The sequence below is a fragment of the Pseudomonadota bacterium genome, from assembly GCA_016711215.1.
GTDB lineage: Bacteria > Myxococcota_A > Polyangia.
In genome coordinates this window covers 22,683-47,229 of the sequence record JADJTL010000002.1, presented here as the reverse complement: position 1 = coordinate 47,229, position 24,547 = coordinate 22,683, and the positions used below count along the sequence as shown (strand labels likewise).

Below are 24,547 nucleotides of genomic sequence, written 5' to 3'. Positions count from 1 at the left end.
GATCCTTTGAGCGCATCGTCGCTATCGTGGGCCCGCGGCGGTGGCAGCGGCCGCGACGACGGGCGGTCACGGTTGAGCCCCGGTGATGAGGGATTAGAGCACCGATGGATGCGCTAGTGGTTCGTGGCGGGACGCCCCTGGTCGGCGAGGTGCTGATCAGCGGCGCGAAGAACGCAGCGCTGCCGCTGATCGCCTCGGCAATCCTGGCGAGCGGCCGCACGACGCTGCGCAACGTGCCGGTGCTGCGCGATGTGCAGACCATGGGGCAGGTCTTGGCCTCGATGGGCGCGGGGGTGGCCGGCACGCGGGTCCTGCAAATAGACGCCGCCAGCCTCAATCGACCGGAGGCCGCCTACGATCTCGTGCGAACGATGCGGGCGTCGATTCTGGTGCTCGGGCCCCTTTTGGCGCGCTACGGGCAGGCGCGGGTCTCGCTGCCCGGTGGCTGCGCCATCGGCGCGCGGCCGGTCGATCAGCACCTCAAGGGCCTCGAGCGGATGGGGGCCAAGATCACCCTCGATCAAGGCTACATCGAGGCCCGCTGCCGGCGGCTCCACGGGGCTGAAATCACCTGCGACATGGTGACCGTGACCGGCACGATGAACCTGATGATGGCCGCAACGCTGGCGCGTGGGCGCAGCACGATCGAGAACGCCGCGCGCGAGCCGGAGGTCGAGGAGCTCGCCTGCGTGCTCAACAAGATGGGCGCGCGGGTCCACGGTGCGGGCACGGCGGTGATCAGCGTCGAGGGCGTCGAGGAGCTGCATCCAGTTGAGCACGCGATCATGCCCGACCGCATCGAGGCGGGGACCTTCATGGTCGGCGCCGCCGTCACCGGTGGCGATGTGGTGCTGCGCGGCTGCATGCCGGAGCATCTCGGTGCGGCGATCGCGCAGCTCGTCGCGGCGGGCGTCAGCGTGCAGCCCGTGGCGGGCGGCGTGCGCGTCAGGGGTGGCGGGCCCTATCGGCCGATCGAGCTCTCGACGCATCCACATCCGGGCTTTCCGACCGACCTGCAGGCCCAGTTCATGGTCCTCGCCGCACTGGCAGAGGGGCAGAGCGTGATCACGGAGACGATCTTCGAGAACCGCTTCATGCATGTGCCGGAGCTGGCGCGCATGAACGCGCAGATCCACATCGAGGGTCGGACGGCGATCGTGCGCGGGCCGACGCGCTTTGCCGGGACGACGGTGATGGCCTCCGATCTGCGGGCCTCCGCCGCGCTGGTGTTGGCGGGCCTCGCCGCGCAGCCGGGGACGTCAACGCGCGTGCGCCGCGTTTATCACCTCGATCGCGGCTACGAACGCATCGAGCGCAAGCTACGAGGGCTCGGCGCTCAGGTGCGCCGCGTGCGCGAACGCTGACAGGCACTGGAGGCGACGCGGGGCCCGGGCGCCGCCTGAGCGAGGCGGGGCTCCGCTTGCTGTAGGCGCCACGCCGCGCGCTTGGCCGTCAGCGCCCGACGGTCCTACAATCGTGGGAATGCAAGCAGTCCGTTGATCTGGCGAGGACGGTGACGAGCCGATGGCGCACGCTGATGATGAGCGGTCTGATCGGTCGCTAGAGGCGACTGATAGCGCTGCGGCGCCGCCCGACCTCGACCAGCTGCTCGCGCTGGTCGACCGTGCTGCCGCGCCGGTGGCCCCACCCAGCGCGCCCGGCGCTGGCGCCGCACCCGCGAAGGCCGAAGCGCGCGACGACGCGCCGACGGATCTCTACGAGGCGGTCAAGCCGCGGCCGAAGGCGGCCCCGCTCGCCGCGATCGATCCGAGCTCGCCCTATCGCAGCGAGGAGGAGCTCGCGGCGCTGCGGAAGGCGCGCCGCGCGGCCTGGCGGGCCCGCCTCGTGGTTCTTGCCGAGTACGGTGTGTTGTTTGCGCTCGTCCTGACGGCGATCTGGTTGGTGCGGAGCTGGCGTACGCCGGACGCGCTCGAGGGGCGCTCGGCCTCGGTGCTCTCGACGCGGGCGCTGAGCCGCGACCGTCCGCTGCGGCGCCCGGAGGGTGCAGGCGCTGCCGCGCGGGTCAGCCCGCTGGCGGGTGCGCGTGCCACAGGGCATGGGGCGCCGGTCGAGGCGGCGGAGGCCTTGACGGGCGACCCCGCCGCAAGTTCCTCCGCGGCTTCCTCGATTGGCGCTGGCGCTGGCGCCGGCGCCGGCGGCGCCGCTGTGCGTATCAAGATCGAGCAGCGCGGCGACGCGATCGTCGTCCCGGTGGTGCTGGGTGGGGCCGGGGGGCCGCTGGCCACGAAGCTGGTCTTCGACACCGGGGCCACCTTCACCACCCTCCACGCTGCCACGCTGGCGCGGCTCGGGGTTCCCGCGAGCGCGGTGACGACGGAAACCAGCACCGCGAGCGGGCGTGTTCGTCGCGCGTTGGCCGTGATCGAGAGCGTCGCCGTGGGCGCGGCGCAGGTCGGCGGTGGTGTGACCGTGGGGCTCTGCGAGGACTGCGGGGGCGCGGGAACCGCCGGACTGCTGGGCCTGAACTTCGCGCGCCACTTTGTCGTGACCTTGGACGCGCAGCAAGGCGAGCTCGTGCTGCAGCCGCGGGCGCTGCGGCCAGCCGCGGCGTTGAGCGAGATCGAGCCCTTCGTCGCCTTCGTCGAGACTCGCAGCGAACGCCGGGGGGCGTTGTTGACGATTCACTTCAGCGTCGAGAATCGTAGTCCGCGCCCGCTGCGCGACGTGGTCGTGGGCGCCGAGCTGCGCGGCGGTCGCGGCGCTGGGTTTGCGGGGGTGCCGCAGGCGCGCCTGGCCGAGGTGCCCGCGGGGGGCCGCGTCGCCGCGCGGATCGAGGCGCCATTGGTCGGCGCTGCCGACCAGGTCGCGACGCTCGAGCTACGCCGCGCCGCCTGGTGAGGCGTCCAGCGCGGGCGTCGCCGCCTCAGGTGGCCGGCCCATCCGCCGCAGCCAACGCCAGTGTGAGGCGAGGGCGCCGAAGAAGGTGTCGTTGGCGACGTAGCGCACGCCGAACTCCCTGCAGGTCTGCTCGACGATGCCGGCGATGCGTGGGTAATGGACGTGGCAGACCCGCGGGAAGAGGTGGTGTTCGATCTGGAAGTTCAGGCCGCCGAGGTACCAGCCGAGCAGGCGATTGCCGCGCGCGAAGTCGACCGTCGCCTGGACCTGGTGCACGGCCCAGGAGCGCGGCACCTGGCGCGTGCCCGGCGCCAGCGGAGGCAGTGAAGCCTCCTCGACGCTATGGGCGAGCTGAAAGACGAGCACGAGGACGAAGCTGAGCAGCGCGGCGATCGCGGCGTAGCCGAGGAGCACGGTCCACCAGGGGTGCAGGCAGGCCGGCAGCACGAGAGCCCAGCCGAAGAAGACGAGCTTGCCACCCACCAGCTCCACCAAGCGCCAGCGCCGCGGCCGCGGAAAGCGATTGGTGGCAATGCGCGCCTCGGCGAGCTGCCGGAAGTCCTGGACGAGCTGCCAGTTCGCGACGAAGAAGCCGTAGATCGGCCAGAGATAGACATGCTGGAAGCGATGCAGCGGCTGGTACGGCTGCGCTGGCGAGAGTCGTCCGAAGGGGACATCGATGTCGCTGTCCGCTCCGTTCAAGCCGGTGTAGGTGTGGTGCGCGATGTTGTGCTTCCACTGCCAGATGTAGGAGCTCGCGCCGAGCAGGTCGAGTGTCAGCCCCATCAGTCGGTTGACCGCGGAGTGCTTGGAATAGGCGCCGTGGTTGGCGTCGTGCTGTACGGCAAAGGAGATGCCGGCCATCGCCAGCGCGAGCGAAAACCCGAGCAGCACGGCCTGCCAGCCGGTCTTGGCGCCAAAGACGAGCCCGGCGTAGGACGCGCCGAACCAGAGCAGGAGGATGACCGACTTGAGGTACATCCACGGGCTGTCGTTTTGCGCCAGGCCGTTGTGTTCGAAGTACGCGACGACGCGGCGCCGGAGCTCCGCGTGAAAGCCGACCGTGTCGCTGGCGAACTGAAACCTATCGGACCGGTCCGCGGGGCCGCGTGGGGCCTTGGCCGGCGCGTGCAGGTCGAGCGCAGCGCCCGCGGCTAGTGGCGTGAGTGTGTCGAGCTGATCCATCGATTACCTCTCAGGCTAGCGCATTCCTCGGCCCGGGGCGCGGCCAATCGCTCGCCGATTTTTAACCGGCATGGTGCCGCCGGCGGGCGATCGCCGCCCGTGGCACCGGCTCAGGCAAGCGCGAGTCCAGCGCAGAAGAGCGCCAGGCCGACCGCCACGACCAGCAGCAGCGCGCGTCCGCGTCCTGGGACCCACTCGAGGCGCGGGGTCAGCCCCACCAGCAGCAGCGTCAGGGTACCGCCCGTCCACAGCACGAACCCGAGCAGTGCGGTGGCGACCCACGCGGGGCGCGGATCGCGCGGCTGCGCCAGCCGGGTGCGGAGGCGCGCGCGGCCAGCGGCGCCGCGCCAGCCGGCTGCCGTATCGGCCTGCACCGCCGTCAGGGCGGCGACCCGCGCGTCGATCGTCGGCAGGCGCTCGGCGAAGGGCTGGTACGCGCCGCGGAGGGACAGGAGCGCCCCGCGCAAGGTGCGCCAGCTCTGCAGCGCTTCGGCCCGATGGCCCCTGCGCTCCTCGCGCTCGGCCTGCTGCTGCAGCGCGCTCGCGGCCTGCGCGATCCAGGGGTTGCCGGGAAGGTAGTAGGCGAGCGCACGTCGCAGGTGCAGCCGCGCAACTTCGCCTTCCGCCCGCGCCGCCGCCGCCCGGGCGCGCTGCAGCTCATGCCGCGCGCCTAGCAGCATCCGCCCGCAGAGCAGGGCCACAACGAGTCCGATCGCCGCGAGCGCGACCGTCATCGGTCGCTCGTGGCGCAGCCAAGCCATCAGATCAGGTCCCGCCGCGAGAAGAGCGCCATCGCCAGCAGCAGCACGACCACGAGGTAGATCGCCGCGTAGCCGCCGGCCAACCCGACGTAGCCCCAGTCGACGAACGCGCCGCTGATGGCGACGTGCTGTCCATCGACCTCGGCGCCGGTGACGTAGAAGTGACGCAGGTTCGGGACCACGCGCGCCACGCCCCGCAGCAGCAGGGGCAGCATGGGCTGATCGAGCTTGTCCGCCACGGCGCGAATATCGGGCACGCTGCGGCCGAGCAGAAATACGCCGACGGTGAAGAGCCCGGAGAGCAGCGGCGTCGAGAAGGAGGAGAAGAAGACCGCAACGGCGGTGACCACCAGCACCTCGATCAGGATCAACGTGATCAGCATCGCCAGGGCCGGTTCCAGCGCGGCACCCTGCAGCCACAACACCGCGAGCAGCACGCCGCTCATCAGCGCGAGCAGCACGATCAATGTCAGCGCGAGGCCGAGGAACTTACCGAGCACGAACTGGTAGCGGTGAATCGGCTTGGGGATCAGCACATAGACCGTCTTGCGCTCGAGCTCCTTGTAGACCAGGTTGACGCCAAGGAAGGTGGCGATCAGCACCAGGAACGCGCTCATTCCGGCGAAGCCGAGATCCATCGTCAGCCGCACCTCCTCATGGACGGAGAGCGCGCCGAAGGCCAGCGCCGAGACGATCACCAACACGGCGAAGAAGAGCAGGCTGTAGAGCACCTTGTTGCGAATCGCCTCACGGAAGGTGTTGAAGGCGATCGCTGGGGTCTTCATCATCGGCGGGGTTCCTCGCGTCTGGGGTTGAGGGGGCCAGCGGGAAGGTCGCGCGCTTCACCACCACATCCTCGAGCGATTCGCGGCGCGGGGTGATGGCGAGCAGCGCCCCGTGATGCCGGCGTACCAGGTCGACCAGCGCCCCCACGTCGTCGCCCTCGGGTATGACCACACGCACCGTCTCGCCGATCGCCTCAGGCGCGTAGGCGCCGCCGGCCAACGCGCGCGCTAGCTCCCGCGAGGGACGGTCGATCAGCACCTCGGTGCTCAAGACGCGGGCCTGCACGAGCTGGTGCAGCGCGCCGCTGTCGACGGTTCGGCCGCCCACGAGGATCGCTGCCCGCTGGGCCAGCAGCTCGACATCGGAGAGCACGTGCGACGAGAAGACGACGGTCTTGCCGCTGGCGCCGAGCTGCGCGATCAGCTCGCGGATCTGTTTGCGACCGATCGGATCGAGGCCGGAGAGCGGCTCATCGAGCACGACGAGGTCTGGATCGTTGATCAACGCCTGCGCGAGCCCCACGCGCTGAAGCATGCCCTTGCTGTACCGGCGCAGCGGGAGCCTGGCCGCCTGCGTCAGCCCGACCTGCTCGAGGAGCGCGTCCGCGCGGCGCCGGCTCTCGCGACGCGGTAGCCCAAAGAGCTCGGCGACGAAGACCAGCAGCTCGCGCCCTGAGAGGTAGTCATAGAAGTAAGGCGACTCGGGCAGGTAACCGAGGCGGCTCTTGGCTGCGGGATCACCGGCCGGGCGGCCGAGCAGCTCGGCCACCCCCGCGGTCGGTCGCACCAAACCCATCAGGACCTTGAGCGTGGTGGTCTTACCGGCCCCGTTAGGCCCCAAAAGGCCAAAAATCTCACCGCGCTCGACGCGCAGCGAGACGTCCCGAATCGCTTGGACCTTCTTGCGGAAGAACCCGAGCGCATAGGTCTTGGCGAGCTTGTGCGTGCGCAGGGCTGGCGTGCCCCGGTCGCTCCCGGGCGCCGTCTCGGCGGCCCCCGTCGCGGGCATGCCGACCCGTAGCGCGCCCGCCGTCGACTCGACCACTGAATCCACTGAAGTGTTCATCGTTTCCGCCGTGGTCCGAACGAAACCCGCGCGCATTCTCGCGCGGCTGGCCGCTGGAAGCAATGCCCTCGCCGATATCTGGCGACGCCCCGAGCGCTGAGGGTTTGCGCGACTCGAGACCTCCCTCCGCTGGAGGGTCGGCCTCCCCCCTGCCCTCGGGACGCGACACCGGCCGTCGAGACCCGAGTCGGCTATCAGGGCTGCATCCGCAAAAATGCTGCTTTGGCGTCGCTGCTGGCCTATGCTTGCCGGAACCTCGACCCTGGAGTGATTGCGCCTGATGACTGCCCTCGTCACGTCCGAGGCTCTTCGCCTTCCTGCTCCCCTGCTAGGCCTGGCCACCAGCGTGCTGGACGGCCAGCTCAACCTTCGCCTGATCGTCGGCCTTGCGGTCGCGGTGCTCGCGTTCCTGCTGCTGGTCTACTTGCTGCGGGAGGAGCGCGAGGCGCCCGGGTTGCGGCCGCCGGGGCCAGCGCCCCGCGCCGCAGCCGAAGCGGCCCCAGCTGAACCGGCCCCAGCCGAAGCTGCTCCAGCCGAAGCTGCTGCGGCGGCGGTCCCGGCCGGCGAACCCGCGGTCCCGGCCTTTGAGCCCGCGGAGGCACCAGCCCCGCCCTTCGCGCTCGGCGAGGCAGCGCCCACTGTCGTCGAGGTCCCCGTCGCGGCGCCGCCTTCAGCGCCGACCACCGTCGGGATGGACCCGGCGACGCCTGCCGTCGAGGGACGTCGGGTCCCCTCCGGCGGGGCGCCGGCGGTCATGCCTGACGCCGCCGCCCGCCCTAGGCCCTTCCCGTCCGCGCCCTTCCCCGCCCCGCCACTCTCCGCGCCGGCGAGTGGGGCAAGGCCGACGGCACCGGCGCATCCGGCGCTGAGTGCGGCGCCGACGCCGGCTCCCCCGCCCGCGCCGACGCCGGTTCCGCCGCCCGCGCCGACGCCGGCTCCGCCGCTCGCGTCCACGCCGGAACCCACCCCGGCGAGCGCGGCGCGGCGAACGACACCTGCGCATCCGGCCCTGAGCGCGGCGCCGACGCCCGTGGAGCCGGACGCGGCGCCCGTTCCGCCGCCAGCGTCGACGCCGGCAAGCGCGCCGGCCGCTGTGAGCGCGACGTCGGCCCCTCCTGCTCCAGCTGCTGCTCCAGCTGCTGGTGGCGAGAAGGCGGCGCTGGCGTGGCCCGCGCCGGCCGTCACTCTGGCGGCGCCGGGGAGCACGACCGGAAAGCACGCTGTCAAGGCGGGCGCCACTGCCGCCGCAGTGGACAGCTCGAGCGAACTGAGCTCGGCTGAGGAACCCACGGTCCAGCGCAGTCTGTCGGGCTCCCAGGTTGCGGCCATGTTGGCGCGCGAGCCCGTGCCGGCGCCGAGCCGGGTCGTGGCCAAGGCGCCCGCGCCGCTGGCCTGGCCCGCGCCAGCAGCGCCCTTGCCGGGCACGGGACGGGTCGCTGCGGGGGTGGCCCCGCCCGACGAGGCCGTCGAGGTCTCCGTGTCTGCGGCCATCGACGTCGCCCTCGAGGACCCGCTGGCACCGGTCTCAACGGCCGCCGAAGCGCCAGCAGCCAGGGCAGCGGCGGCGGCAGCGCCAGCGGCGGCAGCGGCGCCGGCGGCGGCGCCCGCGCTGAAGCGCGTGCTGCTGATCGAGGACAGCAAGACGATGCGCCGGATCGTCTCGGTGGTCCTGGCGGGGGAGTCGATCGAGGTCGTCAGCGTGGTTGACGGTCGTGGCGTGGAGGATCGCGTCCGCGAGCTGCGGCCCGATCTGGTGATCGCGGACCTCACGCTCGACGGGCCCGACGGCTATGCGATTTGCAGCACCCTGCGGGCCGATAGCGAGCTTGGCAAAATCCCGGTGCTCCTGCTGCACGGCAGCGTCACCGGCTGTGACGTTGCCAAGGTCGCCGAGGTGGGGGCCAACGACACGCTCGGCAAGCCCTTCTCCAGTGACGATCTGGTGGCCAAGGTTCGCGGCCTGACCGGCCTCTCGTGCTAGCAGCCGCCGAGCCTTCCCCTCTACGTTAGTTTCGGCGGGACACCCCGCAGGCACTCCGCGCGCGGGCCCCCGAGCTGGCGTTCAACGCGCCGTCCCCGGGCGTCGTCCCTTGGGTGTGTGGCGTCCGGGGATGCGCTGCGGTCGCGGTTGGCGCTAAGGTTGCCGGCATGGCTGCCCGGGCAACGCGCTGCGCCCTGATGCTGCTGCTCGGCGGCCTGACCGCTTGCGGCAGCGCCCGGGGAGTGCGAAGGCAACCCGCGGCGGAGGCGCGGCCCGGCCCATCCGCCACCGCCCCGCCGACGAGCAGCACGGAAAGGGCGGTGCTTTCCCCCTGGGCGCGATCGTCCATCCTGGGGCTCGAAGCGCGCGACGCGGGAAAACGACGACGCGCGGCCCTGCTGCTACAGGCACGCCTCGCGGGCGGGGTCCGTCTGGCACCGGCCGACCGGGCCTGCCTCGCGGTGGTGCTTCGCCAGCGCCTCCGTGTCGAGCACGATCCGCAGGTGATTGTCGCGCTGCTCGGTGGCTTGGCCCACGCTGGTGATGCGACGGACCTGAGACGCCTGGCGCCCTGGCTGCGGGGCAGCGGCCGCGAAGCGCCGGCAGCATTGGCGGCCTTGGCCGTGCTGGCGGATCGCGGGCAGCTCGGCCTCGAGAGCGCGACGGCGATGTTGGCGACCCTGGGGCGGCCCGAGGCGCTACTGCGTCGCGCCGCGGCGTGGGTGTTGACCCGCCTCGCTCGTGGTGTTGACCGCGCAGCCCTGCCGCTCTCCTGTACGCGCCCCGCCTGCGCCTGCCGCGCCCCGCCAAAGCTGCTCAATGTCCTCACCGCGACCGGCGTGGCAGGGCCGCCTTCCCTGCTCCCGTCCCCGTGGCCCGCGGCGGTGGCGGGAGCGCTCAACCGCTGCGCGAGCGCGGACCCGGACGCGCGGACGCGGGCGCTTTGCTTGCGCGCGTTCGCGGCGAGGGCGGACGGTCAGGCGCGAGCCTGGCTGCTGCGCCGCGCCGAGGATCCCAGCGTCTGGGTGCAGCTCGAGGCGGTAAGGGCGCTCGCCGGGTTGGGAGCCGTGGGCGCGGCTGCTTTGGCCGGCGCTGTGCGAGCGCTGTGGCTGCGCGCGGCCTCCAATCGCCAGCGGCTAGCGGGTCTCGAGCTTCATCCGATCAGCGCGGGGTTGGTGGCGCTCCTGCCTCACGCAGCGCTGTCGAGCGTGCGCCTATTGGCCGACGATCTGCTCGAGCTCGCCGACGCTGCTCGATCCAGCGTGAGCTACGCGCCACCCGAGGCGCGGAGCATGGATGAGGTCCACTGCCTGGCGGCTGGGCTGCACGACCGCGCGGCGGCGGCGGTCGAACGCACACCAACTTGCGGCACCGCGCACGAGCCGCAGCTCGACGCGGGGTGGCGTCGGCGCCAGGTGGTCACGACGCTCGCGGCGCTGGCCCGCGATGCCGGCTGGCGACTGACGCTCCTGCGCCGCTATTTGGTCGACGCCGCGCTCGCCGTGCGCGCCGCGGCCGTCGAGGCGCTCGGTGTGCTCGATAGCCCGGTGGTCGTTCCGGCGCTGCGTCGCGCCTATGCCGACCCGAGCGCCGCGGTCTTCGTGGCGGCGGCACGGGCGACGATGCGCGTCGCTTCGCGACTCGACGATCGAGCGCTCGACGCGCGGCTGGTCGAGGGCATGATGGCGCGCAGGCGGCCGCCGCATGCTGTGGCCCTCTGCGCCGGTAGCGAGGCCTTGGCCGCCTTGGGCCGGTCCCCGCCCGCGCCGCTGCTGGTCGCGCTGGCGCGCGGCGGCTTCATCCCGGTCGCCGAGTGCGCGCGTGCAGCGCTGCTCGCGCTCCGTGCCGGCGAGCTCTCACCTCCGCGGGCGGCCGCGGGTAGCGCATGGTGGTTCGGCGGGGGCGCCCAGCGCGACGACCGCTCGGGCGCGCTTCGTCGCGCCGCGTCGCTGCAGCGAGGACCTCAGCGCCTCATGCTGCGCACGGATCGCGCCCAGGTGACCCTCGAGTTGCTCTGGGATGAGGCCCCGCGGGCAACGGACTATCTGGCGCGTCTCATCGCCGAGCGGGCGCTCGAGGGCGCCGCACCCTTTCGCGTCGTCCCGGGTGAGCTCGTCGCCCTGGGCCGTCTGCCGGTTGACGAGCAGAGTGATCCGCTGCCGGACGACTACGCCGCTGGTGCGTTTGAACGGGGCAGCGTTGGGCTCGTGGCTAGTAACGGTGCCGCCTCGCGCGCGATATTCTTCACGCTCCAGCGCCAACCCCAGCTCGATGGTCGCTTTCCGCGCGTGGCGCGGGTCGTGGGGGGAATCGAGCAGGTCGAGGCATGGCGAGCGGGTGACCGGTTACAACGCCTCGACGCCGTGCCGGCTGCGCCGCCGCTGCACCAGCGGCAAGAGCGCCCCTGACGGAAGATAGCCGGGAAGGCAGAGCAGACCAGGTCGATCCAAGCCTTCGCGCCAGAGCGCCCCTTCGCGCCAGAGCGCCGTCTGGCTTCAGACCAAGAAGTCGAGCATCTGCACGCGCGTCAGATATCCCTCGAGGGTAGCCGCGTACTCGTCGATCAGCAGGTCGAGCTCGACATCGACCCGGCGTCCGATCGTCCGCAGCACCTTGCCGCTGACCGGGATCTCAGGACCGCTCAACGCCAACACCGCGCTGATCCGCGCGCCCGGGGCCAGCGCATCGCCGGGCTCGCGGGTATACGAAATGTGCGTGCGCGAGACCTCGACGATGGGCGCCTCGCCGCCGTCGTCAAACCGCCACTGCGCCATCAGCGTCGGTGGTGGCGCGACGCGGTAGTTGACGCGTCGGTTTTGCCGGATCAGCCCCTCGATGATCTCGTGAATTGGGCTGCTCACGACGGTGTCCTGACTCTCCAGCAGGAAGTCGCGCATGCGCTTCATCGCCTTCTGCGTGCGAATGATGTTCTCGCGCATGTCGCCCAGCCGCGTTTGATCGCGGCTGATCTTGTCGACCGTGAGCTCCAGCAGCACCCGCATCAGCTCGAGACCGGCGGTCGGCTCGGCGTCGACGAAGGCTCGGAGCGCTGGAGCATCGATCTGCCAGAGGACGGCGTCGGTGCCGACCAGCGCCGTGCTGGTGCGCGGCAGACCTGTTAGGGCACCAAGCTCGCCGATGATCGCGGGCGGCCGCAGGCGGTGCGTCTCCTCGTCGCCCTGGCGCAGCACCAGCTCACCGTCGGTGAGCAAGTACATCGCGTCGGCTGTCTGGCCCGCCTTGAAGAGCAGCTCGCCTGTGGTCAGCTCGCGGCGCCTGAAGAGCCCCACGAGGCGCTGCAGCTGCTCGGCGGAGAGGGCTCGCAGTAGGGGAATCCCGTGCAGCTGCTCGGTCGTCAATCCCAGCTTACTGATGCTCATAGTCGGGGAGTGTAGCGCTCTCGTCTCCTTTGAGACAAGTCGAAGGCCAGTGTCTGTCGAAGGCCAGGGTCGAAGGCCAGGGTCGAAGGCCAGTGTCGAAGGCCAGGGTCGAAGGGCCGGCCCTGTTCAAGCAACGCGCAGCGCTGCTGCTCGCCTGGTTGGGGTCATGCCAGCGATGGCGCTATTTGAGGAAGGGCCTTGCTGACGTCCACGCGCGCTGCGGTGGATCGCGGACGGCTGGGCGCGCCTCCATCGTGAGGCTCGCCGCGCTCGCCGCGCAGCGCCGCAATCTGCCCCGTGAGGCAGTCTGACCCACGGTAAGCGGCTGGCCGCGCGGACGGCGACGCTGCCCTGGCGAAGCGCACGGGATGACGTCATTGTGCAGCATCGCCGCGCCGGCACGCCACCGTCACGTGCGGCCGCTGTCGCGTGGTGCGCGCTGCGTGTGGCTAACTGCCCCAGGCTGGCCGCTAGCGCGCGGCGCAGGGCGCAGGGCGGTCGCCTCGCGCAAGGGCGAGGCGCTGGCGCGGCTGCGACTTTGGTGGCCAAGGATTCCTTCCGTGCCGGTCCATTCCGGATCGCCAGGAGTCAAGGCGACTTATTCCCCACGGTGGAAGCGCCAGTACGGCAGTGGCACGCGGCTTCGCACCGCTGCCCACCAGGGCGGCGGAAGGCGCACCGTTCGTCTGCCTGACGACGCGGCGATCTGGCACCGCGGCTGCAACGGAAAGCTACGCTCGTTATCAGTGTCGGCGGCAGGTAGGTCTGCACGGAGGCGTGTTCGGCCCAGCCGTGGGGGTTGAGCTGCTGGAACGCGGGAAGTCCCCGTGCGGGGGTCGCATCGTCATCGCTGGCACGGCGACCAAGGAGGTGCATCGTGCACAGTCACACGCATGCCCGGCGGGAACCGCACATGGCCGCACACCGTCCACGCGAGCCGACCAGCCTCTATGCGCCTCGCGTCCTCGTCGCCGATGATGACGACGACCTGCGGGTGCTCTTGGCCACCGCGCTCACCGCCGAGGGTTACCATGTCACCGAGGCCGCCGACGGCCATCGGTTGCTCGAGCTCGTGTCCTCGCAGCTGCTCTATCCTGTCGGTTCGCCCGCTCTCTTCGACCTGCTGGTCGTCGATGTGCTGATGCCCGGGCCGAACGGGCTCTGGTCGGTGGCGACGCTGCGCTATCTCGATTGGGCGACGCCCGTGCTCGTTGTGACGGGGCTCGGCGAGCAGGAGGCCAAGTCGCACGCAGGCCACCTGGGGGCCGCCGCCGTGCTGCGCAAGCCGATCGACCTTCCAACCTTCCGCTGGACCGTCGCCGCGCTCGTCGGGCCGGGCTGCACGAAGTCCCGCTGGCGCGAGGGTCGTGCGCGGGAGAGCCACTCCAGCCGCTAGGACGCGGCGATCGCCGCACGCCCGCTCCGTCTCCCCGATCCCTCGCGCCGTCCCTGTCGGGCCGCGCCGCGCGCGCCGTCTTCTCGCGCTCCGACCAGCGGCCGCAGTGCCTTGCGTCCCTCAGCGGCGCAGGGCCGCGCCCGAGGCGCTGGCCTGCACAAACGAGCACTCGGCCGCGCCAATACCCGTATCTTCCACATTTGGCATTGTTAGAGGTGCTACAAAAGAAGTAGCCGCTTCTTTCCAGAGCGTCTATTGTGCTCATACAGAGGTGCATCATTGATTACCATCAACGCTAAGAGACTCACGCGCGTCGCCCGTCTGGCGTTGGTGCTTGGGATCGCGCTGGGGCTCGCCTGCAGCGGCGTAGGGGACGAGGCGCCGGCGCAGGTTGGGGTCGCGGCGCGGGCGGCGACGAACGCTGCCAACGCGATGAACGCGATGAACGCGATGAACGCGATGAACGCGATGAACGCGATGAACGCGATGAACGCGATGAACGCGATGAACGCGATGAACGCGATGAACGCGATGAACGCGATGAACGCGATGAACGCGATGAACGCGATGAACGCGATGAACGCGATGAACGCGATGAACGCGATGAACGCGATGAACGGGGGCAGCGCGCTCGACGTCGGCGAGCTGCGCATCCCCTCGACGACGCTGACGGACTTCGGGCGCTACACGCTGGCGCAGACGGAGCTGCTCTGCCCGGCGACGCGGCTGCCGCATACCTTCGACCAGGGCACTCCGGGGGACCCCTCGGATGACCTCGCCGCCCACCTGACGCTGCCGCGCTGGCTCGTGCTCAAGGACCAGTTCGAGCGCGTGCGCGAGGCCTGCGCCAATCCGGTGCCGGCGAGCTGCGGCAACGGCGTGGTCGATGGCGGTGAGGCCTGCGACACGGGCATCGCGCTCGGTCTGCCGGGCGCCTGTCCGACGGTGACGCTGGCCATCGACGAGGACCTCGACGGCGACGGCAGCTTCAACCCCGGCGCGGGCATCGACCAAAACGTGACCTACGAGGTCCACTCGGGGATCGGTCTGGCCTGCGCCGACCGCGCCTATCGGCCCTTCTTCCTGCACCCGACCACGGGCCCCGAGGCCACCGCCAGTCCCGAGACCTTCAATACCTACTTTCGCTACCTCTGCCTGCAGAGCTGGGACGAGACGCAGGGCAAGGCGGTCTACCGCTGCGGCAAGGGCATGCTCGCCGCCGGCGTCTCCGGCTACGCCGTGCGTGATGGCACGCTCTCGGCCCGGCCGATCTATCTCTCCGAGCTGAGCTGGGGCGACAACGTCTGGAAGCGCCACTGGCAGTTTCGCGAGCACCACATCGGCTCGATCCCCGAGCCGATCGCCGCGGGCCAGCAGATCGGCTATGCGCTCGACGCTGCCTGGGGCCTCAACCCGCGCGAGACGCACGCCGGCAGCGGCGCGAGCAAGGAGCCCGACTACCTGGCGGCGCTCGCGCTGAAGACCGCGACCAACCGCACGGGTGTGACCGTCAGCCCCTATAACCGCGCCAACGCCACCGGCGGCCTGAGCTTCGACAGCAGCGAGCTCAACCAATGCGAGCCGGGCTACCACAGCTACCCCGACCTGGCCTCCACCGGCGCCGTGGAGCAGGGGATGCTCCTCAACCTGAGCGTCGCCGGCTGGTACCAGGATGGCTGCTCGTGGGCCAAGGATTGGGGGCTCCCGGTGCTGGCCACGCAGCAGGTTGGCGGCTGCCGAGTCTTCGACATCGGCACGGGTCCGCTGCAGACCCGCATGGGTCTCAACCTCGGCGACGCCACGCCCCGCCGCTGCCCCAGCTTCGCCACCTGCGAACCGGGGCAGAGCTGCTGCGTTGGGCGCTTTTCGGCCGGCCTGGCAATCACCTGCGCGGTGAAGACCGACGCGACGCTCTGGTGCTGGGGCGATAATCGCAACGGCGAGCTCGGTCGCGGCTTGGTCGATGGTGGGTCTGTCCTGTCCCAGCCCGTGTTGGAGTCCCTGGGGGGCGAGGCCTTGACGGGGGTGCTCGAGGTGGCGACTGGGACCGCGCACGCCTGCGCGAGGCGCAGCGATGGGAGCGTCTGGTGCTGGGGCAAGAATAGCGCCGGCCAGCTCGGCGATGGCACCACGCTGAACCGCCCGAGCCCTGTGCTCGTCACTGCGCTCGGTACGAGCATTGGCGTCGAACAGGTGGTGGCGGGCTTGGAGCACACCTGCGTCAGGCGTACCAACGGCTCGGTGCTCTGTTGGGGAAAGAACGACGTGGGCCAAGTCGGCGACGCCACGACCACGAACCGTCCGAGTCCCTTGGCCCTGACGGCGCTCGGCACGACCGTCCTGGAGGTTGCGGTTGGGGCGGTGCATGGCTGCGCGCGGCGTACGGACGGCTCCCTCTGGTGCTGGGGCAACAACGGGAGCTTCTACGTGGCGCCGAACACGGTGCTCGGGGGTCAGGTCGGCGACGGCACGGCCTACACGCCGCGGGCGCCCGTAGCGGTGACGACGCTGGGCACGATGGTGGCTCAGGTCGCGCTCGGGCAGGCGCATAGCTGCGCCCGCCTCACCGATGGGACGCTCTGGTGCTGGGCGGACAATCACTGGGGCCAGCTCGGCAACGGCACGACAGTAGGTACGCTCGTCCCGCTCCCCGTCACGGCGGTCGGCACCACCGTCACCGACGTCGCCGCCGGCAACCTGCGCACCTGCGTGCGGCGCGCCGACAACACAGTCTGGTGCTGGGGCAATAATTCCGTGGGCCAGCTCGGTGACGGCACGCTGACGCAGCGCCGACTGCCGGTGGCGATCACGGCGCTCGGCACGGCGACGGCAGCGCTCGTGCTGGGCCAGTATCATAGCTGCGCCAGGCTAACGGACGGCCGCCTCTGGTGTTGGGGCTACAACGCGACGGGGCAGCTCGGGGACGGCTCGGTCGTCAACGCGGCCAGCCCGCGGCTCGTCGCGGGGCTGCGCTGCGACAGCGGCGATGGGGTCTGCGGCCGCGGGGAGACGCGAGGGTCGAGTCCCTCCGACTGCCGTCGGGAGAGCTGCGGTGACACCCGCTGCACGGGCGACGAGGACGAGCTCTCCTGCCCCGCCGATTGCGCTCGGCGGACCTACACGGACGTGGCGGTTGGCGGGTACCACGGCTGCGCGGGTCGCGCCGACGGATCGCTGTGGTGCTTCCGCGCGAACGAATCCGGTCAGGTTGGCGACGGAACGACCATCATGCGCCCGACCCCGGTGGCCGTGACGCTGCTCGGCACCACCGTAACGCAGTTCTCGCTGGCCGCTAACGCGAGCTGCGCGCGCCGCGTCGACGGCACGGCCTGGTGCTGGGGCTTCAACCTCTATGGCGGAATCGGCGACGGAACGACGATCACCCGCCTCAGCCCGGTGCCGGTTACTGCATTGGGGAGCAGCGTCGCCGAGATCGCGCTCGGAGGCAGCGATGGCTCCTACGGCTGCGCCCGCCGCAGCAACGGATCGCTCTGGTGTTGGGCGTCCAATAGCAATGGCCAATTGGGTGACGGCACCACCATCCCGCGGCCCTTCGCGGTGCAGGTCACGGCGCTGAGCACCACCGTCGCCGAGTTTTCGTTGGGCAGCGGTACGAGCTGCGCGCGGCGTGGCGACGGAACGCTCTGGTGCTGGGGCTACAACTACGCTGGCGCGGTCGGCGACGGCACGACGATCAAGCGCTTGCTTCCCGTGCGGGTGACCGCGCTCGGCACGACGGTCGCCCAGGTCTCCCTCGGTGGCGCCTCCCATAGCTGCGCGCGGCGCACCGACGGCAGCCTCTGGTGCTGGGGATGGAACTACGCCGGTCAGGTGGGCGATGGGTCGACGGCCATGCGCAAGCTGCCCGTGCGCATCACGGCGCTCGGCACCAACGTCGACCGCGTGGCGATCGCCTATCAGCATAGCTGCGCGCGGCGTACGGACGGAACGCTCTGGTGTTGGGGCTGGAACAACCACGGTGAGCTCGGCGACGGCACGACCATCGGTCGCTTGGTCCCGACTGCGGTCACGGCCGTGGGTACGAGCACGGTCGCGTTCGAGCTCGGGGACCAAAGCACCTGCGTGCGGCGCAGCGACGGGTCGCTCTGGTGTTGGGGTAGCCAGGACACCGGCGGTGGCTCCGCGATCTCGGAGAAGCGGGTCCCAACGCCGCTCCCAGTCTGCGGCGATGGCGTTTGCGAGCTCGACGAGGCTCAGTTCGGTGGCTGCAGCGCGGACTGCACCGCTACCTGCGGTGACTGCGTCTGCGACGCTCTGCTCGAGAGTGCCACGAGTTGCCCGGCGGACTGCGTGCAGGGGGGCGCATGTACGCCGAGCCAATGCGGCAACGCGCGCTGCGAGGCGGACGAGACCTGCGCGCTCTGTCCGGGGGACTGCGGCGCCTGCTACACGACCTGCGGCAAGCACGGCTGCGAGCCGGGCGAGACGTGTACGAGCTGCCCTGACGACTGCGGCGCGTGCGCGGCGCCGGCCTGCGGCAATGCGAGCTGCGATGCGGGCGAGAGCTGCGGCTCGTGTCCGAGCGACTGCGGGGCGTGCGCAGGCACGGCCTGGGGCGCACCCTCCGGGGCGCTGAGCGCGACCTTGCAGGCGGTGACCTTCCCTGTCGATACGACTGTGGGCTACGCGGCGGGCACCAACGGCACGCTGCTCAAGAGCACGGACGGCGGGGCGAGCTGGACGGCGCTGAGCGCGGGGACGGCGGCGACGCTGCGGGCGCTGGCTTTCGCCGATGCCCAGACAGGCCTCGCCGCGGGTGACGGCGGCGTGCTGCTCAAGACCAATAACGGCGGCCTGGCGTGGACGGCGCAGAGCTCGGGCACAACGGCGACGCTGCGGGCCCTCGCCCTGCTCGATGCGCAGACGGGCTTCGCGGCCGGCGATGGCGGCGTGCTGCTCAAGACCACCAACGGCGGCACGAGCTGGAGTGCGCTGACCTCGGGCACGGCGGCGGCACTGAAGGCGCTGCGCTTCATCGATGTGCAGACGGGCTTCGCGGCCGGGGACGGCGGCGTGCTGCTCAAGACCACCAACGGTGGCACGAGCTGGAGTGCGCTGACCTCGGGCACACCGGCGACGCTGCGGGCGCTGGCCTTCATCGGCCCGCAGACGGGCTTCGCCGCCGGCGACAACGGCACCATCGTCAAGACGATCAACGGCGGCAGCAGCTGGAGCACGCTGACCACCGCGGTCTGCGGGACGCTGTACGCGCTCAGCTTCCCCCTGGGTGCGCTGCAGGGCACGGCCGTGGGCGAGGGGGGCCTGGTGCTGCGCACGACCGATGGCGGCAGTGCGTGGACGCAGGAGGCCTCGGGCACCAGCGAGACCTTGCTGGCCGTGACCCTGCCGGCGGATTGGACGATGGGCGTGGCGGTGGGCGCCAACGGCGCCGTCGTACGGCGCATCCCGCCCTGGGAGCCGTCGATCCTCTACGACACGGAGGTCGCGAGCCTGGCGCCGCCGACGGTGTTGCCGAGCACGGACCTGACCAAGCGCGTGGCCTTCGCCGGCAATAACAGCGGCTGGCTCTATGCACTCAGCCCGACGGCGCGCGTGCCGCGCTACAGCCCGGCGCGGCTGGCCGATGCGGTGCAAGGCCGCAGCCCGGTGGGTAAGCTACCGGGCGACAGCTTCAACACGCTCTATGCCGCGACGGCCTCAGGCCTGGGCTATGCGATCAACGCCGACACGGGCGCGCTGCGCTTCACGACCGATGCCGACAGCGGCCTCGCCGGCGACCAGCCGCTGGGCGCGGCGCTGGTCGCCGCGCCCGTGGTCTCGCCCACGCGCAACCTGGCGTTTTTCGCCACCCGCAACCTCAGCGGCGCGCAGAACCGCATCTTCGCCTTCGACGCCAAGACGGGCGCCTGTCGCTGGGTGCTCAACGGTAGCTGCGCCGGCGCCACCGGCGCCCTAAATGTGGGCCAGATCAGCGGCAGCCCGATTCACGACGCGACGGCCCGCAAGCTCTTTGCGACGAGCACGAGCCTCAGCGGCGGTAGCACGCTCTGGGCGGTCGATGCCGGGGATGCGACGCCGGGGACGGTGAGCTGGAGCCGTAACCTCGGCGACAGCGACGCCTCGCCCAGCTTCGCCGAGACCACGCGCACCAGCCTCTACGTCGGCACCAACGCCGGTCGCCTGCACCGCGTCCGCGCGGCAGACGGCGTGAGCTGCTGGAGCACCGGCGGCAGCGGCTGCACGGCCTTCGGCGGCAGCGAGCAGGCCTTCTGCACCGCCACCGACGCGCTCGGCACGAGTTGCGCGGCGGGCAGCGCCATCGCCTCGGGGGTGGTCGTGCTCTGGAGCGGCAGCCACCTCGGCCGCCTGCTCTTCGCCACGGCGGATGGCCACCTGCGCTTGCTCGACGCCGACGGCTCGCTGGTCTGGAAGACCGCCAGCGCTATCCCCGGGGCGAGCCTGCCCCTGGCCATCCCCGAGCGCGACAGCCTCTTCGTCGGCGCCAGCGACGGCAAGCTGCGCGAGCTCAGCCTCAGTACCGGCGCCCTGCTCAACACCCAGACCGTCGGCAGCGGCAGCGCCGCCGTCGGCAGCCCCACCTACGACACCCGCGCCCTGATGCTCTACGTCGGCACCAGCACCGGCACCCTCTTCAGGTACAACCTGGCCCCTTAGGCGCAGCCCGCCGCTGGGGCGCCACCTTGCGGTTCATCGTGGCAGGAGCTCAAGGAGACGCCTCCTCGCCGGCGAGGTCGGCCGAGCCCTCGGCCAGCGGCAGGGTGATCACAAACTCCGCGCCGCCCTCGGGCGCCGCGCGCACGAGCACGGCGCCGCCATGCTCGAGGACAATCTTCTTGACGATCGCCAGCCCGAGACCCGTCCCGCGCTCCTTGGTGGTGAAGTAGGGGTCGAAGACCTGCTCCATCGCCTCTCGATCGATGCCCGGTCCGTTGTCGCGCACCTGGAGCGCGAGCTCGCCCGCGCCGAGCGGCAGGCGCGCGGTGAGCTCGACGCGAAGCCCAGCCGAGCCTCGTGCCCCCGGCCCCGCGGCGGCCTGGAGCGCGTTCTCCAGCAGGTTGTGCAGCACATGCTTGATCAGCATGCGGTCGACGAGCACGACATGGCCCGGGCCTAGCGGCGTCCAGTGCGCCTGCGTGCGCTCGGCGAGCTCGCTATAGCTCTTGAGGAAGTCGTCGAGCACCAGATCGATCTCGACCGCTTCCGCCTGCACGGCTGGAAGCTTGGCGAAAGCCGAGAACTCCTCCACCAGGCGGCGCAGGCCCTGGACCTCCTCGGTGACGATCTCGTGGGCATCGGTCAGCAGCCGCTGAAAGCGTAGGTCGTCACCGCTGTATTTGTTGAAGAGCTGCTGCACCACGAGCTGGATTGGCGTCAGCGGATTCTTGATCTCGTGGGCCAGGCGCCGCGCCACGCCCTGCCAGGCGCCGATCTTCTCGAGGTAGGCGATGCGATCGCGGCTCTCGCGCAATTGCTCGACCATCAGGTTGAAGGAGCGCGCGAGCTGCCCCAGCTCATCGCTGGCGGGCGCTTCAACCCGGGTCTCGAGATCACCCGCGGCAACGCGGCGCGTCCCGTGCAGCAGCGCGGTCACGCGGCGGACGGTGCGGCCAGCGAAGACGAGCCCACCTGCCGTGGCCAGCACTAGGGCGAGCCCGAGCAGGCTGAGAAAGGCGATGCGATAGTAGGGGGCCAAGCCACGGCGCAGGCGATCGATCTCGAGCGCCGCCCGCTGCGCGGTGGCGAGCGCGGCGAAGTGCGTCAGGTGCTCACCGCTGGCGACGAAGGTCGCCTCCAGGCGCGTGGTGGTCCCCGCCACGGGTCGAGACCACCGATAGGGTCGGAGCGCCTCGCCCGCCGGCTGCGCGTGCGCTGCGTCGGCGAGCACGCTCCCGTCGGCGGCGAGCACGCGCAGCCGACGCACCCCATCACGCTGCGCGGCCAGCTGCGCGAGGCGCGTGACAATTGGCCCTCGCTCACCGGCGCGGACTGCACGCCGCAGCGGCTCGTCCACGGCGAAGAGCTGCGTCTGTTGGCGAAAGAGCTGCTTCTGGGCGCGGAAGAGCGCCCGGTAGGCGTCGGCGGCCTGCCTCAGCGGGGCAACGAGCGCCCGTGCCTGCCCGGCGGCGACGCCGTCGGAGACGCTGATCACCTGATCGACGAGCAGCGCCGAGGCTACCAGCGGAATCAGCGCGATCAGCAGCATCACCGCGACGAGCTTGAAGCGGAAGCGCCGCGCAGGCCGCAGGCGATCGAGCGCCGCGCCGCGCTCGCCCCTCCGCTTGCCACCGCCCGCGCGCGCCATCAAGACCTCAACGTTCGAGCGAGAAGACCGGCGTGCGGAAGGCGAAGCTCCGCTCCGCCTGCGCGATCCGCGCGTTGACGAAGATGCTGACGAAGGAGCCGAAGAAGCTATCGCCACCACCGCTGCGCTGTTTGCGGTAGGGTCGTCGCAGCCAGCGACGTACCTGCGAGAGCGCCTGGTCGCTGATCGGGTTGACCTGGGCCAGGCCGGTGAGGAAATAGGCGGAAGGTTTACCGCTCGCTGTGGGCACGGCGAGCGGATAGCGCCACCAGCTCGTCAGCAGCTCGACCACCTCACGCTGTTGGCGCAAGCGCACGCGCCGCTCACCCTTCCCATCGGCGATGGTCACCAGATACTGCTCGTCCCAGAGGTCGAAGACTGCACGCAGGCTGCGCTGGACCACGGTGATCGCGCGTGCGCCGCTCGTCGCGTGCAGTGAGAGCGTCTGAGCGACCGTCATCACGAAGCCGCTGTCCAGTCTTCGACGCAGCTCGGCGTCGAAGAGTTCGCGAAAGCCGATGCTGATCAGCGCGCGATTACCCTCACGCACGATGGCCACGGGCTTGAGCGGGAGTCGCGTCTTGGCGCCCGCGCTGGTGGGCCCGGCCGCCGAGGCGAGCAGCGCGCCCAGCAGCAGCAGCGCTGGGTAGCGGCTGACGGGGCTCGGTCGCAGACGGGCGCGGGGCATCGTCGAGGTCCTCAGAAGGGGATGCGACCGAGGCCGTTGCCCACGGAGAAGAGGAAGACGCCGATCCGCGTGTCGAGGCGCAGCCCGGCGTCGACGGTCAGGTCGAGCGGCACGGACTGCAGCAAGGGCCGGTCGCGCAGGCGTAGGTCGTCCTTGGACGCGAGGAAGATCAGTCCGACATCGAGAAAGAAGTCCCCCGCATAGGCAAAGCGCCCGCCGCGAAACCAGGGGATGCTGTACTGCCCGCTGCAGCGCAGCGCGAGGTCCTCATAGCGCCGGCCACTGATCGGGGTGCCGAAGACGTTGCGCGAGGGCAGGGTCGAGAAGTTGAGCCCGAGGGCGCGCGCCGGCACGAGGTCATTGAGGTCGCCGATGAAGAACTTCTCGAAGAAGGGGGCCTCGCCGAAGATCGCCCCGCCGAAGAGCTGCAGCGAGGCGATGTGGCGCCAGGGCAGCGCCCAGTAGCGACGATAGCTCGCGCTGAGCTTGACGAAGCTATAGCGCGACGCGAAGAGGCGACTGGAGACGTCGGCGGTGGCTGTCAACAACGCGCCCCGTTCGGGCATGATCGGATCGGATCGCGTGTCGTGCTCGAGCGTGACTGAGGTGACTGAGAGCATGCTGTGCCCCTCGACCAGGGCGAAGGGCACGGGCACGCTGCGCGGCGGCAGGGCGCCGGTCGCGGGCAGCTCCCGCGTCGCACCGACGGGAATCGCCGCCTCGACCGCCTCGACGCGTTGGTCCGCGCGCACGCGGACGGTCGGTCCAACGTCGAGACCCGCTCCGAGGCTGCCGCCGATCCGGCGATAACCCGCCGAGATGAAGTGCCGGGGCGCCGAGCTCGCGTCAGCACCAGAGCGTCGGAAGAACTCGCTGCCGTCGACGAGCAGCAGCGCGGCGCTGGCCTCGAGCCGCCGCCAGCGCGATTGGGGCGAGGTCGCGCTCAACCAATACGACTGCTGGAGATGGGCGCGTTCGACGAGCGGGTCGGTGCCAAGCACGAAGGCGCCCTCGAGCTCGATGCCGCGACCAAAGAGATTCCGTTCTGCCAGGCCGAGACCTCCCCAGGCCCGGGTCGCTTCGCTCGTTCCGAGAAAGAGGTCACTGATGACCAGGGTGCCGCGTTCGACGACCTCGACCACCAGCACCGCCGCGCCCCGGCTCGCCCCCTTGCGCAGGCGCAAACGCACGGAGGAGAAGTAGCCGAGCGCCAGGACGCGGTACTGGGAGAGCTCGAAGGCTGGGTCGTCGACGGCCAGGCGCTCGCCGGCGCGGACGAGCAGGGCCCGGCGAATCAGGTGGCTACGCGTCCTGCGGTTGCCCTGGACCTCGATCGCCTCGATCCGGTAGATCGGACCCGTGGTGAGGCTCTGGCCACGCGCGGCCTGGCTGCCGAGCAGCACCGCGAGCAGCACCACGAGCAGAGCAGCGAGCTTGGCAGACCTCGGCACGACGCGGCAGCATCGCGTCGCCCACCGCCCAACGTCAAGCCGGCAGGTGCTCCCCAACCCCGCCGGAGTCGTGCTAGACGGACCTATGGCGCTCGAAGCCCTACGGGTCGGCACCCTCCGCCCTCGCGTGATGCGTCGCGCCGGGCGCCCCCTGCGGCAGCGGCGACGAGGACCCCGGCTCTCGCTCGGAGCGCTCGGGGCGCTCGGAGCGCTCGGGGCGCTCGTTGGCTGCGTCGATGTGCGCGCCTACGAGGGCAGTTGGGCCGGAACCGTGATCGAGGACCCGGCGGTGCGCGTCGGCTTTGAGGCTGAAACTCGCGTGGACGAGCTCGCGCTCGCCGACGTGACCCTGCGCAGCCTCGCGGCCACGCTGACCACCAGCGATGGGCGCTTCGCCCAAACCGCGCTGCAGCCGGTAACGCGAGGCGACGCCGACGCGCTGGCGAGCCTGACCTTCGACGGCGATCCGCTGCGCAGCTATCTGCTCTGGGCCCCTATGTGGGCCCCTATGTGGGCCCCTGCGACCGGTGACACGGGCAGCGCGACGGCCCTCGTCATCCTCAGCCTCTTCGACAACGACCGTGTGGAGCTGCGTGTCTTCGACCGCGACGCGCTCTTCGGCGTCTTCCCCTTGCGCCGCAAGTCCCGCTGACCGCGACCGGTCCGAGGCAGCGTCCCGCCGGCGTTTCG

General features: G+C 71.0%; 15 protein-coding genes. 7 read left to right on the top strand and 8 right to left on the bottom strand.

All coding sequences use genetic code 11. The annotated features are described in order from the left end of the window. Positions 1 to 104 precede the first annotated feature (104 nt). The gene (murA, locus tag IPL40_05350; protein MBK8480583.1) at positions 105 to 1,364 is read left to right on the top strand and encodes a UDP-N-acetylglucosamine 1-carboxyvinyltransferase; all 1,260 of its coding nucleotides are present in this window, start codon (positions 105 to 107) and stop codon (positions 1,362 to 1,364) included. Between the two features lie 160 nt (positions 1,365 to 1,524). Next, positions 1,525 to 2,859 carry an aspartyl protease family protein gene (locus tag IPL40_05345; GenBank protein ID MBK8480582.1) on the top strand — a complete coding sequence of 445 codons (1,335 nt, stop codon included), beginning with the start codon at positions 1,525 to 1,527 and terminating at the stop codon, positions 2,857 to 2,859. Here the strand turns inward: IPL40_05345 and IPL40_05340 are convergent. The 4 genes from IPL40_05340 to IPL40_05325 all read right to left on the bottom strand — a co-directional run bounded on the left by IPL40_05340 (position 2,839) and on the right by IPL40_05325 (position 6,599). Beyond that, on the bottom strand, positions 2,839 to 3,840 hold the full coding sequence (locus IPL40_05340) for an acyl-CoA desaturase (GenBank protein MBK8480581.1): 1,002 nt from the start codon (positions 3,838 to 3,840) through the stop codon (positions 2,839 to 2,841). The genes IPL40_05345 and IPL40_05340 overlap by 21 nt on opposite strands. 314 nt (positions 3,841 to 4,154) lie before the next feature. Beyond that, on the bottom strand, positions 4,155 to 4,778 hold the full coding sequence (locus tag IPL40_05335) for a hypothetical protein (protein ID MBK8480580.1): 624 nt from the start codon (positions 4,776 to 4,778) through the stop codon (positions 4,155 to 4,157). Between the two features lie 26 nt (positions 4,779 to 4,804). Further along, complete coding sequence (locus IPL40_05330; protein ID MBK8480579.1) at positions 4,805 to 5,593, bottom strand: ABC transporter permease; 789 nt, start codon at positions 5,591 to 5,593, stop codon at positions 4,805 to 4,807. Next, positions 5,553 to 6,599: an ABC transporter ATP-binding protein gene (locus tag IPL40_05325; protein ID MBK8480578.1), complete on the bottom strand. Its 1,047-nt coding sequence runs from the start codon at positions 6,597 to 6,599 to the stop codon at positions 5,553 to 5,555. Before IPL40_05325 ends, IPL40_05330 begins: the two co-directional genes overlap by 41 nt. 1,384 nt (positions 6,600 to 7,983) lie before the next feature. On the opposite strand from IPL40_05325, the gene IPL40_05320 reads away from it, so the two are divergent. Beyond that, entirely contained in the window at positions 7,984 to 8,637 is a 654-nt protein-coding gene (locus tag IPL40_05320; GenBank protein ID MBK8480577.1) for a response regulator, read from the top strand. Between the two features lie 167 nt (positions 8,638 to 8,804). Continuing rightward, the gene (locus IPL40_05315; protein ID MBK8480576.1) at positions 8,805 to 11,045 is read left to right on the top strand and encodes a peptidylprolyl isomerase; all 2,241 of its coding nucleotides are present in this window, start codon (positions 8,805 to 8,807) and stop codon (positions 11,043 to 11,045) included. 87 nt (positions 11,046 to 11,132) lie between these two features. Here IPL40_05315 and IPL40_05310 read toward each other — a convergent pair whose 3' ends face one another. Next, positions 11,133 to 12,017, bottom strand: a complete 885-nt coding sequence (locus IPL40_05310; protein MBK8480575.1) for a cyclic nucleotide-binding domain-containing protein — start codon at positions 12,015 to 12,017, stop codon at positions 11,133 to 11,135. 913 nt (positions 12,018 to 12,930) lie between these two features. On the opposite strand from IPL40_05310, the gene IPL40_05305 reads away from it, so the two are divergent. Together IPL40_05305 and IPL40_05300 are read left to right on the top strand one after the other, a co-directional pair. Then, positions 12,931 to 13,413: a response regulator gene (locus tag IPL40_05305; GenBank protein MBK8480574.1), complete on the top strand. Its 483-nt coding sequence runs from the start codon at positions 12,931 to 12,933 to the stop codon at positions 13,411 to 13,413. Positions 13,414 to 13,692: 279 nt separating this feature from the next. Then, the gene (locus IPL40_05300) at positions 13,693 to 20,070 is read left to right on the top strand and encodes a hypothetical protein (GenBank protein MBK8480573.1); all 6,378 of its coding nucleotides are present in this window, start codon (positions 13,693 to 13,695) and stop codon (positions 20,068 to 20,070) included. Positions 20,071 to 20,119: 49 nt separating this feature from the next. Here the strand turns inward: IPL40_05300 and IPL40_05295 are convergent, their stop codons facing one another. The 3 genes from IPL40_05295 to IPL40_05285 are packed head-to-tail and all read right to left on the bottom strand — an operon-like array spanning position 20,120 to position 23,857. Continuing rightward, positions 20,120 to 21,718, bottom strand: coding sequence for a HAMP domain-containing protein (locus IPL40_05295; GenBank protein MBK8480572.1), 1,599 nt, complete (start codon positions 21,716 to 21,718; stop codon positions 20,120 to 20,122). Positions 21,719 to 21,725: 7 nt separating this feature from the next. Further along, a complete protein-coding gene (locus IPL40_05290) occupies positions 21,726 to 22,406 on the bottom strand; it encodes a hypothetical protein (GenBank protein ID MBK8480571.1) in 681 nt (226 codons plus the stop codon). A gap of 11 nt (positions 22,407 to 22,417) precedes the next feature. Continuing rightward, positions 22,418 to 23,857, bottom strand: a complete 1,440-nt coding sequence (locus tag IPL40_05285; GenBank protein ID MBK8480570.1) for a BamA/TamA family outer membrane protein — start codon at positions 23,855 to 23,857, stop codon at positions 22,418 to 22,420. A gap of 85 nt (positions 23,858 to 23,942) precedes the next feature. Between IPL40_05285 and IPL40_05280 the strand changes: the two genes are divergently transcribed. Further along, the gene (locus tag IPL40_05280; GenBank protein ID MBK8480569.1) at positions 23,943 to 24,509 is read left to right on the top strand and encodes a hypothetical protein; all 567 of its coding nucleotides are present in this window, start codon (positions 23,943 to 23,945) and stop codon (positions 24,507 to 24,509) included. Positions 24,510 to 24,547 lie beyond the last annotated feature (38 nt).